General features: G+C 40.4%; 13 protein-coding genes. 7 read left to right on the top strand and 6 right to left on the bottom strand.

The features are described 5' to 3' along the window. Positions 1–14: 14 nt before the first annotated feature. Positions 15–2,480 (bottom strand): penicillin-binding protein PBP1B, encoded by a 2,466-nt coding sequence (pbp1b, locus tag SMSK564_RS10145; protein ID WP_001181096.1) that lies wholly within the window; start codon positions 2,478–2,480, stop codon positions 15–17. Positions 2,481–2,621: 141 nt separating this feature from the next. Between pbp1b and tyrS the strand changes: the two genes are divergently transcribed. After that, positions 2,622–3,878 (top strand): tyrosine--tRNA ligase, encoded by a 1,257-nt coding sequence (gene tyrS / locus SMSK564_RS10140; protein WP_000546911.1) that lies wholly within the window; start codon positions 2,622–2,624, stop codon positions 3,876–3,878. A 77-nt stretch (positions 3,879–3,955) separates the two neighbouring features. Here tyrS and SMSK564_RS10135 read toward each other — a convergent pair whose 3' ends face one another. Together SMSK564_RS10135 and SMSK564_RS10130 are read right to left on the bottom strand one after the other, a co-directional pair. Then, positions 3,956–6,019 carry a heavy metal translocating P-type ATPase gene (locus SMSK564_RS10135; protein ID WP_000008778.1) on the bottom strand — a complete coding sequence of 688 codons (2,064 nt, stop codon included), beginning with the start codon at positions 6,017–6,019 and terminating at the stop codon, positions 3,956–3,958. 1 nt (position 6,020) lies between these two features. After that, entirely contained in the window at positions 6,021–6,299 is a 279-nt protein-coding gene (locus tag SMSK564_RS10130) for a DUF6110 family protein (protein ID WP_000910910.1), read from the bottom strand. 150 nt (positions 6,300–6,449) lie between these two features. On the opposite strand from SMSK564_RS10130, the gene SMSK564_RS10125 reads away from it, so the two are divergent. Further along, positions 6,450–7,298 (top strand): putative RNA methyltransferase, encoded by an 849-nt coding sequence (locus SMSK564_RS10125; RefSeq protein WP_001095520.1) that lies wholly within the window; start codon positions 6,450–6,452, stop codon positions 7,296–7,298. 355 nt (positions 7,299–7,653) lie between these two features. Here the strand turns inward: SMSK564_RS10125 and SMSK564_RS13755 are convergent, their stop codons facing one another. The 3 genes from SMSK564_RS13755 to malQ form a co-directional block, all read right to left on the bottom strand. After that, positions 7,654–7,860 (bottom strand): hypothetical protein, encoded by a 207-nt coding sequence (locus SMSK564_RS13755; RefSeq protein ID WP_033630792.1) that lies wholly within the window; start codon positions 7,858–7,860, stop codon positions 7,654–7,656. A gap of 349 nt (positions 7,861–8,209) precedes the next feature. Continuing rightward, positions 8,210–10,468, bottom strand: coding sequence for a glycogen/starch/alpha-glucan family phosphorylase (gene glgP, locus SMSK564_RS0102875; RefSeq protein WP_000950165.1), 2,259 nt, complete (start codon positions 10,466–10,468; stop codon positions 8,210–8,212). A gap of 25 nt (positions 10,469–10,493) precedes the next feature. Then, positions 10,494–12,011, bottom strand: coding sequence for a 4-alpha-glucanotransferase (gene malQ, locus SMSK564_RS10115; RefSeq protein ID WP_000747301.1), 1,518 nt, complete (start codon positions 12,009–12,011; stop codon positions 10,494–10,496). A gap of 485 nt (positions 12,012–12,496) precedes the next feature. Here malQ and SMSK564_RS10110 point away from each other — a divergent pair, with 485 nt between their 5' ends. The 5 genes from SMSK564_RS10110 to SMSK564_RS10090 all read left to right on the top strand — a co-directional run bounded on the left by SMSK564_RS10110 (position 12,497) and on the right by SMSK564_RS10090 (position 17,956). Beyond that, a complete protein-coding gene (locus SMSK564_RS10110) occupies positions 12,497–13,768 on the top strand; it encodes an extracellular solute-binding protein (protein WP_000095473.1) in 1,272 nt (423 codons plus the stop codon). A gap of 109 nt (positions 13,769–13,877) precedes the next feature. Beyond that, complete coding sequence (locus tag SMSK564_RS10105) at positions 13,878–15,170, top strand: sugar ABC transporter permease (protein ID WP_000414961.1); 1,293 nt, start codon at positions 13,878–13,880, stop codon at positions 15,168–15,170. A 1-nt stretch (position 15,171) separates the two neighbouring features. After that, the gene (locus SMSK564_RS10100) at positions 15,172–16,014 is read left to right on the top strand and encodes a sugar ABC transporter permease (protein ID WP_004236955.1); all 843 of its coding nucleotides are present in this window, start codon (positions 15,172–15,174) and stop codon (positions 16,012–16,014) included. A 145-nt stretch (positions 16,015–16,159) separates the two neighbouring features. Further along, on the top strand, positions 16,160–16,960 hold the full coding sequence (locus SMSK564_RS10095; protein ID WP_000938248.1) for a DUF1189 domain-containing protein: 801 nt from the start codon (positions 16,160–16,162) through the stop codon (positions 16,958–16,960). Between the two features lie 9 nt (positions 16,961–16,969). Continuing rightward, positions 16,970–17,956 (top strand): LacI family DNA-binding transcriptional regulator, encoded by a 987-nt coding sequence (locus SMSK564_RS10090; RefSeq protein WP_001145446.1) that lies wholly within the window; start codon positions 16,970–16,972, stop codon positions 17,954–17,956. Positions 17,957–17,977: the final 21 nt, after the last annotated feature.

Genomic DNA, 17,977 nt, shown 5'->3' with positions numbered 1-17,977 from the left:
ACAGTTTATAGAACTTATCGTCTCGTCCTTGAAGAAGAAGGTCGTGTAGCACTTGAGTTACTACTGTCGCTAGAGCTACTACTTGAACTGCTGGAGCTTGATGGAGTTGGTAGATTCCCCACGATGCTAGACCAAGCATTCTGATAATCCGCATCACTTCCACCAATAGCAAAGCGATAACTGGTCGTTGGCGCTCCTGCCTTATTGGCCCAATAGCTGGTAACAGTCGAACCTGTGACCTCTACCTCTTTTCCTTCAACAGAAACCTTCCCTGGTTTTTGACCTGTTGATTTCAAGACTTCGGATTTTACGACACTAGGATCTAAAGCGAAGCGCTCGTTCCCCCAAATGTTTGGGGAGGCTTGCTGAATCGCATTTACCAGATGAGCCATGTAATTAGAGTTATTGGAATAACCTGCTCTACGTGACAGTGAATGATTATCATCATGCCCAATCCAGCCACCCAGGGTTAATCTAGGCGTCGAAAGCATGAGCCACATATTTTCGTCTTGGTTGGTTGTACCAGTCTTCCCAATCCAATCTGCATTAGCCAGAGTAGGATTTAAAGAAGTCAGATTCGTCTTGAAGGTTGTTGTCACACGAGAGGATAGAACTTCTCGCAACAAGCCCTGCATAATCGTCGCAGTAGCTTTTGAATAGACTTGAACCGGTTTATCCTGATACTCATACACCACTCTACCATCTGCTGCTTCAATTTTAGAAATTACATGTTTTTTATGATATAGACCATTATTTGCTAGGGTCTGATAGCCATTAGTATGCTGGGCAACTGTGACTTCAATACCACCACCCATTGGCAGGCTCTCAATACCGTACTCAGGAATCTCGTAACCCATCTTTTCCATATAACCCTTGACATCAACACCCTTTTCACGGAGCATACGATAGGTCCAGTAAGCCGGGATATTCCATGAATAGTTCAGAGCTTCTCCCAAGGTCATCATTCCTGTTCCCTTACTATTAGCATACATAATCGGATTGCCATTAGCAAAATTTGTTGGATAGTTAGATAGAATCGTTTCGCTTCCCATCAAGCCCTGGTCAATAGCAATACCGTAAGCCAGCAAAGGCTTGGTAGTAGAAGCTGGTGAGCGCTTGGTATCAAAGGCATGATTGTTTTGATTTTCTTGATAATTACGACCACCTACAAAGCCTAGAATAGCACCTGTTTGGTTGTCCATCAGGACATTCCCTACTTCTACACGACCTGTTCCATCGTCTAAAAGATAGCCATAGTCAGCAACCGCACTTTGCATAGCAGAATGAATTTTCTGGTCTATGGTAGTAGTAATCTTATAACCACCATTTTCAATTTCTTTGGCTGCCAAATCACGATAAAACTTCTGAGTTGCCTCATTTTTCAACTCCTTAGCGGAGACATTGTCTCTCTGAGCTAGATAGTCATACATACGTTCTTGAGCTTCTGCCAAAGTTGTAAAGTATAAATAGTCTCGTGAAATTCCTGTGACCGTGCCCGATGATAAAAAGTCCTGTTTAAGGTCATAATCCTTGTACTGAGAATACTCGTCTTTGCTTAAGGCACCTGTACGATACATACTGTAAAGAACTGCCTTAGCCCGTCTTAAGCCAATTTCTAGGTCTTCATCACTCTTCAACTCCCCAGTATTTTCATAAGGAGAGTAGGTAATGGGACTCTGTGGAAGTCCTGCTAAAAATGCTGCTTGAGGAACCGTCAACTGACTGGCATCTACACCGAAAATCCCCTCAGCTGCCTGCTGAGCTCCTGCAATATTCTGTCCCTTATTATTTCGGCCAAAGGGAGCCACATTGAGATAGGTCGTTAAAATCTCATCCTTATTCATGGCGCGTTCCAAGGCAAGAGCATCCACAATTTCTGTCGCCTTACGAGCCAAGGTCGGCGCATCCCCAACCACCTGCTGTTTAATTAGTTGCTGGGTCAAGGTCGACCCCCCACTAGAGGAACCCAAACCTACAAATTTCCCCAAGGTCGCACGAATCACCGCCTTGGGCACTACACCTTTATGTTCTTTAAAGTGTTCATCTTCCGTCGCAATGATAGCCTTCTTCAGATTTTCCGAAATTTGCTCAGATGAGATAGAAGTGCGCAACAAATCACTCTCTATGGAAGCAATTACCGTCCCATCCGCATAGGTAATCTCTGAAATAGAAGAGATGTCCTTGACCTGATGTACCAATTCTTCTGTCTGAGGCACCCGAACCTTGTCAAATAAGGCCACTCCGTACCCCAAAGCAATCCCAGCTCCCAACATTCCTCCTAGAAAACCGAGTATAAAGAGTAAGTTAAATAAGGCTTTTATACTCAGTAAAATAGCTGGAAAAATAGCTGGCTTCTCTAAGGATTTAGATTTTTGGACACTTGAGACTTTCTTGCCAGGGCTAGCTGTTTTTTTATTTTTTTGTTTTTGCTGGAAAAATTCCAGCATTTTTCGTTTTAATTCATTTACTTGATTTTGCATGGATTTCCTCACTCTATCTATTATACCATAAAAGGGAAACTTTCAATAAAATAGCCACTTTCTTCCCTATTCTGCTAGGCTATTGCCCAAGTTTGTGATACAATAGTTAGAAACAATAATTTTAAAAAGGAGAAAAGACACATGCACATTTTTGATGAGCTAAAAGAGCGTGGTTTGATATTTCAAACGACTGATGAAGAAGCTTTGCGTAAAGCCCTAGAAGAAGGTCAAGTTTCTTATTATACTGGCTACGATCCAACTGCTGACAGCCTTCACCTAGGCCACCTTGTCGCAATCTTGACAAGTCGTCGCTTGCAATTAGCAGGTCACAAACCTTATGCGCTCGTTGGCGGTGCTACAGGTCTCATCGGAGATCCGTCCTTCAAAGATGCTGAACGTAGTCTCCAAACAAAAGACACAGTAAATGGCTGGGTCAAGTCTATCCAAGGACAACTTTCTCGTTTTCTTGACTTTGAAAATGGCGAAAATAAAGCTGTCATGGTCAACAACTACGACTGGTTTGGCAGCATCAGCTTCATTGACTTCCTCCGTGACATTGGAAAATACTTCACGGTCAACTACATGATGAGTAAGGAATCTGTTAAAAAACGAATTGAAACTGGAATTTCTTACACTGAGTTTGCTTACCAAATCATGCAAGGGTACGACTTCTTCGTCCTTAACCAAGACCACAACGTAACGCTACAAATCGGTGGTTCTGACCAGTGGGGAAATATGACAGCTGGTACTGAATTGCTTCGTCGTAAAGCTGACAAAACTGGTTACGTTATCACTGTTCCACTGATTACCGATGCAACTGGTAAGAAGTTTGGTAAATCAGAAGGAAACGCAGTTTGGCTCAATCCTGAAAAGACTTCTCCATACGAAATGTACCAATTCTGGATGAACGTTATGGACGCTGACGCTGTTCGCTTCTTGAAGATCTTTACTTTCTTGTCACTTGATGAGATTGAAGACATTCGTAAACAATTTGAAGCAGCGCCACACGAACGCTTGGCTCAAAAAGTCTTGGCTCGTGAAGTTGTCACACTTGTTCACGGCGAAGAAGCCTACAAAGAAGCCCTTAACATTACCGAGCAACTCTTTGCCGGAAACATCAAAAATCTTTCTGTCAAAGAGCTCAAACAAGGACTTCTTGGCGTGCCAAACTACCACGTTCAAGCTGATGAAGACCACAATATCGTGGAACTGCTCGTTTCATCTGGTGTGGTTAACTCAAAACGCCAAGCCCGTGAAGATGTCCAAAATGGAGCTATTTACGTAAACGGTGACCGCATCCAAAACCTTGACTATGTCTTGAGTGACGCAGATAAGCTTGAGAACGAACTGACTGTTATCCGTCGTGGGAAGAAAAAATACTTTGTATTGACTTACTAAATTGTTCAACATTTACCTATAAATAAAGGAGTTAACCTCAAGAAAGGTAACTCCTTTTTGTTGTTGATAACTCTCATCTATCTATTTTTAATAGACAGGCTACGCAGTACAATGCGCAAGGTTGTTAGATTATGTAAGATAGAGAGATTTGAAGGACTGAGCCAATTAAATAAGCCAAAGCCAATCAAACTACTATTTACGACAACAGTATCTTGAATATTCTTCTTGATGAGTGTTTGCAAAGATGATGATAGCCAATCCAACTCTTGGAAGAAATCCAAACGATTATCTAACAATAAGATATCACTCATCTGCTTAGAAATATCTGCACTCTCATTCATCACCACACCGATATCTGATAGGGTTAGAGCAGCTGAGTCATTCAACCCATCCCCAACCATCAAAATAGTGTGACCTGCTTTCTGCAGTTCCTCTACTAACTCAAATTTCCCATCAGGTTTCAAATCTGTATAAACCTGATCAAAGGGCAAATCTTTGACTAATTCCTCTGTCCTAACCAAGGTGTCCCCTGTTGCCAGAATCAATTTTTTCCCTTGTGCCTTAAGTTTCTCCAAGGCTGCTTTTGCTTCTTTTCTCAAAGGAGTATGAATGCAGAACATTCCAATCAATTCATTCTGATAGGCTAAGAATAAGAGATTGTAGTGATTCTTGTACTCTTCAATCAAAGCATGTTGTTCCAAACTAATATGAATCTGCTCATCCTGCATCAAGACATAATTCCCAATAACAACTAGTTGGCCATCAATATGTGACTTAATTCCCTTACTTGCGATATATTGGAGTTTCCCATGCATTTCCTCATGTTCAATCCCCTCTATCTCAGCTTGCTTGACGATAGCATTAGCAATAGGATGATAGATGTGCTCCTCAAGACAGGCACTGATTCTGAGAATATCTTCCTCACTATAGTCCCCAAAAGGTAACACCTTTTCAACTATCGGATAGCTAGTTGTGATTGTTCCCGTCTTATCAAACAAGAAAGTATCAACTTCCAGATATTTCTCCAGAACATCCCCATCCTTAATCACCATTTCACGATTCAACCCCTCCTTGATAGCTGTCAAATAAGCTACAGGAGTAGAGATTTTCAAAGCGCAGGAGAAATCGACCAATAGGAAAGAGATAGCCTTAGAAAAAGAACCTGTTAATAGGTAAGTCAGCCCAGCCCCCAAGAAATTATATTTGACGACCTTGTCCGCCATCTTGATAAAATAGCGTTGTTTCGTTTTCTTGTTTTCTTCAGATTTCTTCATCAACTCAATCAGTTGTAAAATACGGCTGTTCATCTGATTATCGGTTACACGAATGCGTAACTCTCCAGTTTCTAATACTGTATTTGCACAAACCAAATCAGACTCTCTTTTTTCAACTGGAAAACTCTCTCCCGTCAAGGAGCTTTCGTTGACCATACCTAAACCTGAAACCACTTGTCCATCAAACAGAATTTCATTTCCTTGAGATAGGACCAAGACATCTCCTATTTGAACATCGGAACTCTTGATACTAACGACCGTATCGCCCTGCACTAAGAATACATCGCTCTCTTTTGCAAGAAGACTCTGTTCTAAATCTGTTGCAGTTTTTTTCAAGGACCATTGATCTAAATGATTCCCCAAATCAAGCATAAACATGATATTGCTAGCCGTCTTGGATTGGTTCATAAACAAGGACAATAAAATCGCCGAACAGTCCAAGACTTCCATTGTTAGTTCCTTACGCGCCAGTGTTTGATAGGCTTCTCTAACATAACCCAAAGCCTGATAACAAGTCCATATATAGCGAATAGGATACGGCACAAAACTACGAAAAAGCACACGCTTAATCGCTGCACCTGAAACAATAGAATAAGCACTCTCTTCTCTACGAATGGGAAGAGTCATCAGCTCAGAAACTTTCCCTTTATCAATTCTTTTTAAAAAGGCTTCTGCATTATCTAATACAGAAAAGCCTTCTTTTATGCGTAGAGTAAAGTGCTGTTGATCCATGTAAAACTGGATAGACTCAATCCCCTTTTCATCTCTCGCCAAGGAACGAAGATAGTCTTGAATATCCAAGGTGAGTGAAAAAGAAGATGATAGTCGGATATGTTGGTATCCTCTATGTAGCACTTTAAAAGACATATTATTCTCCTATAAGGCTATCTAATTGCTCTTCTTTTTTCTCTTGCTCGTACAAATATTTGGCATCTTGCAAGACATCGTCTCCATGTTGCTTCACAACAGAAACAGATGCGTCTAGCCCGTCTTTCAACTTGTAAGCCTTAGCCAAGGCTTTAGAATAACCTTTTTTAGCTTCCTTACTTGCCAAGATTTTCAAACCAAGGGTACCAAATGCAACACCACCTAAAAAGAGTGATGATTTTTTCGCAACTTTTGCGACGGTCAATACTTCTTTTAACATACTTATTTCCTCCTAGCTATTATTATATAGCAATTTAGATATAAAAGCAATTTAATTTTGGCACTTTGAAAAGTAATTATACTACTATTTAATTTTATTACAAATCATCCTAAAGTTGCTTTCATTTGCCTCTTTTGATACACTTAAACTATGAATACAAATCTCAAACCTAAACTCCAGCGTTTTGCTTCTGCGACTGCCTTTGCCTGCCCTATCTGTCAAGAAAATCTGACTCTGCTAGAGACTAGTCTCAAGTGCTGCAACCGTCATTCTTTTGACCTGGCGAAATTTGGCTATGTCAATCTAGCCCCTCAAATCAAGCAATCTACTAACTACGACAAGGAAAATTTTCAAAACCGTCAACAAATCCTAGAAGCTGGCTTTTACCACGCTATCTTAGAGACTGTATCTGACTTGTTAGCAAATTCAGACACTAGCACCACAGTCTTAGATATCGGTTGTGGCGAAGGATTCTATTCTCGCAAACTCCAAGAAAGTCATCCTGACAAAACCTTCTATGCCTTTGATATTTCCAAAGATTCCGTCCAAATCGCTGCTAAAAGTGAACCCAACTGGGCAGTCAATTGGTTTGTAGGCGACTTGGCTCGTCTTCCTATAACAGACGCCAGCATGGATATCCTGCTTGATATCTTCTCACCTGCAAACTATGGAGAATTTCGTCGCGTTTTATCCAAAGACGGTATCTTGATAAAGGTTATTCCAACTAAAAATCACCTCAAGGAAATCCGTCAGAAGGTACAAGACCAGCTGACAAACAAGGACTATTCCAACCAAGATATCAAGGAGCATTTCCAGGAACACTTTACCATCCTATCTAGTCAAACTGCCTCTCTGACTAAGACTATCACAGCAGAACAACTCCAAGCCCTACTCAGTATGACGCCCCTACTCTTTCACATCGACCAGACTAAGATTGACTGGAGCCAAGTGACAGAGATTACTATCGAAGCAAAGATTTTGGTTGGGAAAGCATTCTAAACTAGACTTCCCAAAGGTATAAAACTTACCGAAAATCTTTAATATTACAAAAACGCATAAGAACAGGTACTCAAAAACCTTAATCTTATGCGTTTTGTTATGCAAAAATCACTGGAGTTTCTATACACATTAAGTGGAAATCTTTGAAATCAGTTCTTTTAATAACCATTGAATACCATATAGTACATTTACCCCAAATATGATATAGGCCGTATAAATCAAGTATTTCGATTTCTCCCGCCTCAAAGAATAGATTTTGTACAAAATAAATAAATTTAAAATAATAAATAACAGAGACAAAATCTTCCCCCAAAAATCAATCATAAAAGTACACAGTCAAGCATAGCTCTAATCTTTATTTTCGATTCGAAATTACAAACTTATCAATGAATAGCAAGTGAAATAAGGCAAGTGTAATTCCCGATAAGCACCCATGATAAGAGATTTCTTGATGGGTAAGGGGGTAAAGATTACTATTACCCGCCAAGAGGCATGTTAAAATAACAAATAGAATCCAAAATAAATCCGTCCATCTATATTTTGAAAAATATTTTTTCCACATAAGAACACCTTCTTTCCTACAATCATATTATAATACTTTATGTAAGCGAATACAAGAGATATGAGGTAAACAACTACGAAGAAATATAAGGCTGAAGACAGTAAAAACCAGCATTTAAAGCCTTCACTGTATCTAGGATTTCCCTATTTTTAGACAAGATTGACCCAAATCCACAGCATTTAAAAAAGCGAATTTCAATCGAAACTCGCTTTTTTACAAAATGTATTAGTATGAATTTGTATCTTATACTCAATGAAAATCAAAGAGCAAACTAGGAAGCTAGCCGCAGGCTGTACTTGAGTACGGCAAGGCAACGCTGACGTGGTTTGAATTTGATTTTCGAAGAGTATTAGTTCAAGTGCCAGATATCTTCGTTATACTGAGCGATTGTACGGTCAGATGAGAAGAATCCTGCTTTAGAAATGTTAACGATGACTTTATCCAACCATGCGTCACGGTCTTCGTAGTCAGCCAACATTTGCTCTTTGACTTTGATGTAGTCTTCCAAGTCAAGAAGAGTCATGAACCAGTCTTTGTTGATCAATTCATTGTAAAGACGTTCCAAGCGCTCTTTGTTTCCAGCTGCAAGAACTGCATCGCTAACGATGAAGTCAACCAATGGTTTGATAGCTTCACGAGCGTAGAATTCGCTTGATTTGTAAGCTGCTTTTGCGTAAAGGTCGATAACAGTTTCTGAATCTTCACCAAAGATGTAGATGTTTTCGTCACCGACCAACTCAGCGATTTCCACGTTAGCACCGTCCATAGTACCAAGAGTCAAAGCTCCGTTCAACATGAATTTCATGTTACCAGTACCTGAAGCTTCTTTAGAAGCAAGTGAGATTTGTTCTGAGATATCACATGCTGGGATAAGGAAGCTTGCTGCAGTAACGTTGTAGTTTTCAACCATAACAACTTGCAAGTGTGGAGCTACTGCTGGATCGTTAGCAATAACTTCTGACATGCAAAGAATCAAGTGGATGATATCTTGAGCGATTGTGTAGGCTGGAGCTGCTTTACCACCAAAGAAGATTGTGATTGGGCGAGCAGGGATGTTACCAGCTTTGATGTCAAGGTATTTGTGGATCACGTACAAAGCGTTCATTTGTTGGCGTTTGTACTCGTGAAGACGTTTGATTTGGATATCAAAGATAGAGTTTGTATTGATTTCCACACCTTGGTGTTCTTTCAAGTGACGAGCCAATTTACGTTTGTTATGAGCCTTGATGCTTTCCAATTTTTCTTTGACAGCTGCTTTGTCTTCATAAGACAAGAGTTTTTCAAGCTCATCTGCTTCATGGTGCCAACCATCTCCAAGAATCTCATCCAAGTAGTGAGACAATCTTGGGTTAGCATGCATGAGCCAACGACGGAAAGTGATACCGTTTGTTTTATTGTTGAATTTTTCTGGGTAAAGGTCGTAGAAAGCTTTCAACTCAGAATTTTTCAAGATTTCAGTGTGGAGCGCTGCTACCCCGTTAACGCTGTATCCGTAGTGGATATCCATGTGGGCCATGTGAACACGTCCGCTCTCATCGATAATTTGAACAGCTGGATCTTTGTATTCTGCTTTCACGCGACGGTCCAATTCTTCGATGATTGGTACCAAGTGAGGAACCACTTCTTGCAAGAATTCAAGAGGCCATTTTTCAAGGGCTTCAGCAAGGATTGTGTGGTTAGTGTAGGCAGTCATGCTACGAACGATTGAAATTGCTTCGTCAAGCTCGATACCACGTGCAGTCAAAAGACGGATCAATTCAGGGATAACCATTGATGGGTGAGTATCGTTGATTTGTACAACTGCGTAGTCAGCAAGGTCATGCAAGTTGCTTCCTTTTTCGATTGCTTCGTCGATGATCAATTGCGCACCGTTTGAAACCATGAAGTATTGTTGGAAGATACGTAGCAATTCACCTTGACGGTCACTATCATCTGGGTAAAGGAAGAGAGTCAAGTTGCGAGCGATATCTGTCTTGTCAAAGTTGATACCATCTTTAATAATAGAAGAATCAACTGAATCCAAGTCAAACAAACGCAAGCGGTTTTTAGTTGCTGTTTCATAACCAGTAACATCAATATCGTAAAGAGTTGATGTCAAAGTAAAGTCTGCAAATGGTACTTGGTAGCTACGGCTTGAGCGAACCAACCAGTTTTGCTCTGTCAACCATGCATTTGGAATTGTTTCTTGTTGGTTGTTTTTAAGAACTTGTTGGAAAAGACCAAAGTGGTAGTTAAGACCAACACCGTCACCATTCAAACCAAGAGTCGCAATTGAGTCGATAAAGCAGGCAGCCAAACGTCCCAAACCACCATTACCAAGAGATGGTTCCAATTCAACTTCTTCAACTTCGATCAAGTCTTTACCTGCAGCCGCAAGTTCTTTTTTGACATCGTCGTAAAGACCAAGGTTGATCAAGTTGTTTGACAAGAGTTTACCAATCAAGAACTCAGCTGAGATATAGTAAACTTTTTTCTTACCAGTGTTGACTGGTTTTTGGCTGCTTGCAAGCTTGCTGTAGTTAAGAAGAGCAAGGTAAAGCTCTTCATTGCTACATTCTGCAATGGTTTTATTGTAACGATTTTGTACAAATTCTTGTAGTGATAACATGTTTAAGGTGTCTCCTGATATTGTATTATTTCTTTAATTCTACCAAATTTTCATTGATTCGGCGATAGATTGTTGTCAAGTCAAGCAAGCCTTCCTCGACAGCTGGTGTCAATTGATCTTCAGTCATACGCCAAGACCAGTTTCCACCAAGGGTAGATGGGAAGTTCATACGAGCTGTCTCATCCAATTCTAGCAAATCTTGCATAGTTGCAATTGCCATGAAGCTAACTGATGAAAAGACTGTACGAAGCATAGCGTGTGGAACTGTTTCGTATTCTTTACGGTTAGTGTAGCGAGCCATGTACTCACGAGTCTCATCATCAATCTCGTTACGGTACCAACCAAGGACCGTGTTGTTATCGTGTGTTCCTGTGTACATAACTGAGTTAGCAGGTGCCAAGTGTGGACTATCGATACTTTCGTCTTCTGGGTTGAAAGCAAATTGAAGAATCTTCATTCCTGGGAAGCCAGTACGTTCACGCAACTCAATAACTTCATCAGTCATGAAGCCAAGGTCTTCAGCGATGATATTTAGCTCACCAAGTTCTTCCTTAACGGCTGCAAAAAGCTTGTAGCCTGGACCTTTCACCCACTCACCAGGTGCTGCTGTATCGGAACCAGCAGGGATTTCCCAGTAAGATTCGAAACCACGGAAGTGGTCGATACGAACGATATCGTAGATTTTGAAGCTTTCACGCAAGCGTTCAATCCACCATTTGTAGCCGTCTTTATCCATTGCTTCCCAGTCATAGATTGGGTTACCCCAAAGCTGACCAGTTGCAGAAAATTCATCTGGTGGGCATCCTGCGATGCAAGTTGCCTTACCGTTGACATCTGTCTTGAAGAGATGTGGATTTGCCCACATATCGCTTGAATCTTCCGCTACGTAGATTGGCATGTCCCCAACGATTTCAATGTGGTTGTCGTTAGCGTAAGCTTTCAATTTCAACCATTGTTGGAAGAAGAAGTACTGAGTCACACGGTGGTAAACCAACTTGTCTGCCAATTGCTCACGGTAGCTTTCAAGCGCTGAAGCTTTACGAGCACGAGCATCAGCATCTGGCCATTCAGTCCAAGCAAGATTTTCAAAATGCTCTTTGATAGCCATATACTCAGCAAAGAGCTCAAGCCATGATTGGTTGTCTTGAGCAAATTTCTCAAAATCTTTAACATCTCCGACTTCAAAGAAACGTTTCACCGCTTTTTCTAAAAGAGGACGACGTGCATAGTAAATCTTAGCATAGTCAACTTCAGACGCATCGCTACCAAAGTCAACTCCTTCAAGGTCACTTGCTTCCAACAAACCTTGCTCCACCAAGATATCCAAATCGATAAAATGAGTGTTTCCTGCGAAGGCTGAGAAAGACTGGTAAGGAGAATCTCCGTAACTAGTTGTTCCTAATGGAAGGATTTGCCAGTAACGTTGTTTTGTACGGACCAAGAAATCAACGAAGTCGTAAGCACTTTGACCAAATGATCCGATTCCGTATGCTCCTGGAAGAGAAGAGATGTGCATCAACACACCACTTTGACGTTTTTTCATAAACAACACCTCGTGTATTTGTAGTTTAAATTTTCATTTTTGGGCGCAAACGTTTGCGTTAAGATAATTATAGCGTATTTTCCCGACAAATGCAAGCGTTTTTAAAAAACTTTTTGATTATTTTTTTAAAAAAACTTGTCCTTCTTTATGTATACATATACATTTTTCTTTTCTATTTACAAAACCTTCTTCAACTACAAATAGAAGGCTCAACTTAGCCTACTTTTGGTCTAGAGCAATTTATTTTTTGTTCAAAATCTAGGCAATCGTTTCCCTAAATAATTTCAGTAAAAGCATGAAAATATATTTTCTAACTTTTCTTCTATTATAAACAAATAAAACGCTTACCCTTTCCGTGAAATTTTTTTAAAATTTTTACAAAAAACACTTGCAACCGTTTTCTATTTGTGCTATACTAGTCCCATAAAGGAAAACGTTTGCGTTTCCTCATTATAAAATTTGTTATTCTTTAGGAGGAATACACTATGTCATCTAAATTCATGAAGAGCGCTGCTGTGCTTGGAACTGTTACACTTGCTAGCTTGCTTTTGGTAGCTTGCGGAAGCAAAACTGCTGATAAGCCTGCTGATTCTGGTTCATCTGAAGCGAAAGAAATCACTCTTTACGTTGAGGACCAATACAAAGCTTATGCTGAAACAGTAGCTAAAGCTTATAAAGAACAATCAGGAACAACAGTTAACATCAAATCTGGTGACCAAATGGGTGGGCTTGACAAACTTTCTCTTGACAACCAATCAGGTCAAGCTCCTGACGTTATGATGGCTCCATACGACCGTGTAGGTAGCCTTGGTACTGACGGACAACTTTCAGAAGTGAAATTGAGCGACGGTGCTAAAACAGATGATAAAACTAAATCTCTTGTAACAGCTGCTGACGGTAAAGTTTACGGTGCTCCTGCCGTTATCGAGTCACTTGTTATGTACTACAACAAAGACTTGGTAAAAGAAGCTCCAAAAACATTTGCTGACTTGGAAAACCTTGCTAAAGATAGCAAATACGCATTCGCTGGAGAAGATGGAAAAACTTCTGCTTTCCTAGCTGACTGGACAAACTTCTACTTTGCATACGGACTTCTTGCTGGTAACGGCGGTTACGTATTCGGACAAAACGGTAAAGACGCTAAAGACATCGGTCTTGCAAACGACGGCGCTATCAAAGGTGTAGAATACGCTAAAACTTGGTATGAAAAATGGCCTAAAGGTATGCAAGATACTGAAGGAGCTGGAAACCTAATCCAAACTCAATTCCAAGAAGGTAAAACAGCTGCTATCATCGATGGACCTTGGAAAGCTCAAGCCTTCAAAGACGCTAAAGTAAACTACGGTGTTGCAACTATCCCAACTCTTCCAAACGGAAAAGACTACGCAGCATTTGGTGGTGGTAAAGCTTGGATCATCCCATCAAGCACTAAGAACCTTGAAGCTGCTCAAAAATTTGTAGACTTCCTTGTTTCAACTGAACAACAAAAAGCCTTCTACGATAAAACTAATGAAATCCCAGCTAACACTGAAGCTCGTTCATACGCTGAAGGTAAAAATGATGAGTTGACAACAGCTGTTATCAAACAGTTCAAGAACGCTCAACCAATGCCAAACATCTCTCAAATGTCAGCTGTTTGGGACCCAGCTAAAACAATGTTGTTTGAAGCTGTAAGTGGTAAGAAAGATGCTAAAACAGCTGCTAACGATGCTGTAACATTGATCAAAGAAACAATCAAACAAAAATTTGGTGAATAAAAAATTTGTTCAAGGGGGGTGGAAATCAAATCCCCCTTTGAATTTATCAACAAAAACACAAATAGTTTAGGTTTTATCTAGAAACCAGTATCCTATGAAAGGAGTTATTATGGAAAAGCAACAACCTAGTAAAGCAGCCCTGCTGTCTATCATTCCTGGGTTAGGACAGATTTACAATAAACAAAAGGCCAAAGGTTTTATCTTCCTTGGTGTAACCATCGTATTTGTCCTTTATTTCCTAGCACTTGCAGCCCCTGAATTGAGCAATCTCATCACTCTTGGTGACAAGCCAGGTCGTGACAATTCCCTCTTTATGCTGATTCGTGGTGCCTTCCATTTAATCTTTGTAGTTGTTTATGTACTCTTTTATTTCTCAAATATTAAAGATGCACATACAACTGCTAAACACATTAATAATGGTATTCCAGTAGCACTTACCTTTAAAGAAATGGTCAAAGGAATCTATGAAAATGGCTTCCCTTACCTCTTGATCATTCCATCTTATATTGCCATGACTTTTGCAATCATCTTCCCAGTTATCGTAACCTTGATGATTGCCTTTACTAACTACGACTTCCAACACTTGCCACCAAACAAATTGTTGGACTGGGTTGGTTTGACAAACTTTACAAACATTTGGAGCTTGAGTACCTTCCGTTCTGCCTTCGGTTCTGTTCTTTCTTGGACTATCATTTGGGCTTTATCTGCCTCAACTTTACAGATCGTGATTGGTATCTTCACAGCTATCATTGCTAACCAACCATTTATCAAAGGAAAACGTATCTTTGGTGTTATTTTCCTTCTTCCTTGGGCTGTCCCAGCCTTCATCACTATCTTGACATTCTCAAACATGTTTAATGATAGTGTCGGTGCTATCAACACTCAAGTCTTGCCGATCTTTGCTAAATTCCTTCCTTTCCTTGATGGTGCTCTTATCCCTTGGAAAACAGACCCTACTTGGACAAAGGTTGCCTTGATTATGATGCAAGGTTGGCTTGGATTCCCATACATCTACGTTTTAACTTTAGGTATCTTACAATCTATTCCTAACGACCTTTACGAAGCAGCTTATATTGACGGTGCTAATGCTTGGCAAAAATTCCGCAACATCACTTTCCCAATGATCTTGGCTGTTGCAGCACCTACTTTGATTAGCCAATACACCTTCAACTTTAACAACTTCTCTATCATGTACCTCTTCAATGGTGGAGGTCCTGGTAGTGTCGGTGGTGGAGCTGGTTCAACCGATATCTTAATCTCATGGATTTACCGTTTGACAACAGGTACATCTCCTCAATACTCAATGGCGGCAGCTGTTACCTTGATTATCTCTATCATTGTCATCTCAATCTCTATGATCGCATTCAAGAAACTACACGCATTTGATATGGAGGATGTCTAAGATGAATAACTCAATTAAACTCAAACGTAGACTGACTCAAACCCTTACTTACCTCTACTTAATTGGCCTATCAATCGTGATTATCTATCCACTTTTGATTACCATCATGTCAGCCTTTAAAGCAGGTAACGTCTCAGCCTTTAAACTAGATACTAATATCGACCTCAATTTTGATAACTTTAAAGGCCTCTTCACTGAAACCTTGTACGGTACTTGGTACCTCAACACTTTGATTATCGCCTTAATTACTATGGCTGTTCAAACAAGTATTATCGTACTTGCTGGTTATGCTTATAGCCGTTACAATTTCTTGGCTCGTAAACAAAGTTTGGTCTTCTTCTTGATTATCCAAATGGTGCCAACTATGGCCGCTTTGACAGCCTTCTTCGTTATGGCGCTTATGTTGAACGCCCTTAACCACAGCTGGTTCCTCATCTTCCTCTACGTTGGTGGTGGTATCCCGATGAATGCTTGGCTCATGAAGGGCTACTTCGATACAGTACCAATGTCTCTAGACGAATCTGCAAAACTAGACGGTGCAGGACACTTCCGCCGCTTCTGGCAAATTGTTCTTCCACTTGTTCGCCCAATGGTTGCCGTACAAGCTCTCTGGGCCTTCATGGGACCTTTTGGAGACTACATCCTCTCTAGTTTCTTGCTTCGTGAGAAAGAATACTTTACTGTTGCCGTAGGTCTCCAAACCTTCGTTAGCAATGTGAAAAACATGAAGATCGCCTACTTCTCAGCAGGTGCTATCCTCATCGCCCTTCCAATCTGTATTCTCTTCTTCTTCCTACAAAAGAACTTTGTTTCAGGACTTACAAGTGGTGGCGACAAGGGATAATATATCCCCGCCACCCTTTTTCATTTTAAAACTTGTTACTGTAAAAATATCCTTGTAGCAAGCAATTTTTCTCCTAGACTTGAAATAAAGCGCATTTCTCTATATAATAATACTCATATAGAAAACACCTTTTAGAAAGACACCTATGCTTCCATATCCATTTTCCTATTTTTCAAGTATTTGGGGATTTCGTAAGCCCCTGTCCAAACGTTTCGGGCTCAACTGGTTTCAACTACTCTTTACCAGTATCTTCCTTATCAGCTTGTCTATGGTACCCATTGCCATTCAAAACAGCTCGCAGGAGACTTATCCGCTAGAAACCTTTATCGATAATGTCTATGAACCATTGACAGATGAGGTTGTCCAGGATCTCTCTGAGCATGCTGCAATTGTTGATGGTAAATTAACTTATACAGGAACAGCTAGTCAAGCCCCTTCTATTGTGATCGGTCCAAGTCAAAGTAAGGAGTTACCTAAGGACTTGCAACTGCATTTCGATACGAATGAGCTCGTCATCAGCAAGGAAAGTAAAGAACTGACCCGTGTCTCTTACCGAGCCATTCAGACTGAGAGTTTCAAAAGTAAAGACAGCTTGACCCAAGCGATTTCTAAAGACTGGTACCAGCAAAATCGTGTCTATATCAGTCTCTTCCTAGTTCTCGGTGCAAGTTTCCTCTTTGGTTTGAATTTCTTTATCGTCTCTCTAGGAGCGAGTCTTCTCCTTTATATCACTAAGAAATCACGCCTCTTTTCATTTAAAACCTTTAAAGAGTGCTACCATTTTATTTTGAACTGTTTAGGATTGCCGACTCTGATTACGCTTATTTTGGGATTGTTTGGCCAAAATATGTCAAACCTCATCACTATACAAAACATTCTTTTTGTCCTTTATCTGGTCACTATCTTTTATAAAACGCATTTTCGTGATCCAGATTACCATAAATAGGAGATTTTTATGCCCGTTACGATTAAAGACGTGGCCAAGGCTGCTGGTGTTTCGCCTTCAACCGTAACCCGTGTTATTCAAAATAAATCAACCATTAGCGACGAAACTAAAAAACGCGTTCGCAAGGCTATGAAGGAGCTCAATTACCACCCCAACCTCAATGCTCGCAGTTTGGTAAGCAGTTATACCCAAGTTATCGGCTTAGTTCTTCCTGATGACTCAGATGCCTTCTACCAGAATCCTTTCTTTCCATCAGTCCTACGTGGCATCTCTCAAGTCGCATCTAAAAACCACTACGCCATTCAGATTGCAACAGGTAAAGATGCCAAAGAGCGTCTTAAAGCTATTTCTCAGATGGTCTATGGTAAGCGTGTAGATGGTTTGATTTTCCTCTATGCCCAAGAAGAGGACCCTTTGGTTAAGTTAGTAGCAGACGAGCAATTTCCTTTCCTTATCTTAGGTAAATCTCTATCTCCCTTCATTCCACTTGTCGATAATGACAACGTTCAAGCTGGCTTTGATGCGACTGAATATTTCATCAAAAAAGGATGCAAACGAATTGCCTTTATTGGAGGGACTAAGAGACTCTTCGTAACACAAGACCGTTTAACAGGCTATGAGTCAGCACTCAAACAGTACCAACTGCCTCTTGATAGTAACTTGACCTATTTTGCGAACGAATTTCTAGAAGAAAAGGGCTATCAATTTAGTAAGCGTTTGTTTAAACACGATCCTATGATTGATGCTATCATCACAACTGATAGCCTCCTAGCTGAAGGGGTCTGTGACTACATCGCTAAGCACCAACTGGATGTCCCTGTTCTCAGCTTCGACTCAGTCAATCCCAAGCTCAACTTGGCGGCCTATGTCGATATCAATAGCCTAGAACTTGGTCAAACATCATTTGAAACGATTCTTCAGATTATCAACGATGCTAAGAGCAATAAGCAAATTTGTTACCGTCAGTTAATCGCCCACAAAATTATTGAAAAATAAAAACCAGCTCGCGCTGGTTTT

This window comes from Streptococcus mitis SK564 (assembly GCF_000148525.1).
Lineage (GTDB): Bacteria > Bacillota > Bacilli > Lactobacillales > Streptococcaceae > Streptococcus > Streptococcus mitis_H.
This window is presented reverse-complemented; position numbering and strand designations above follow the sequence as displayed.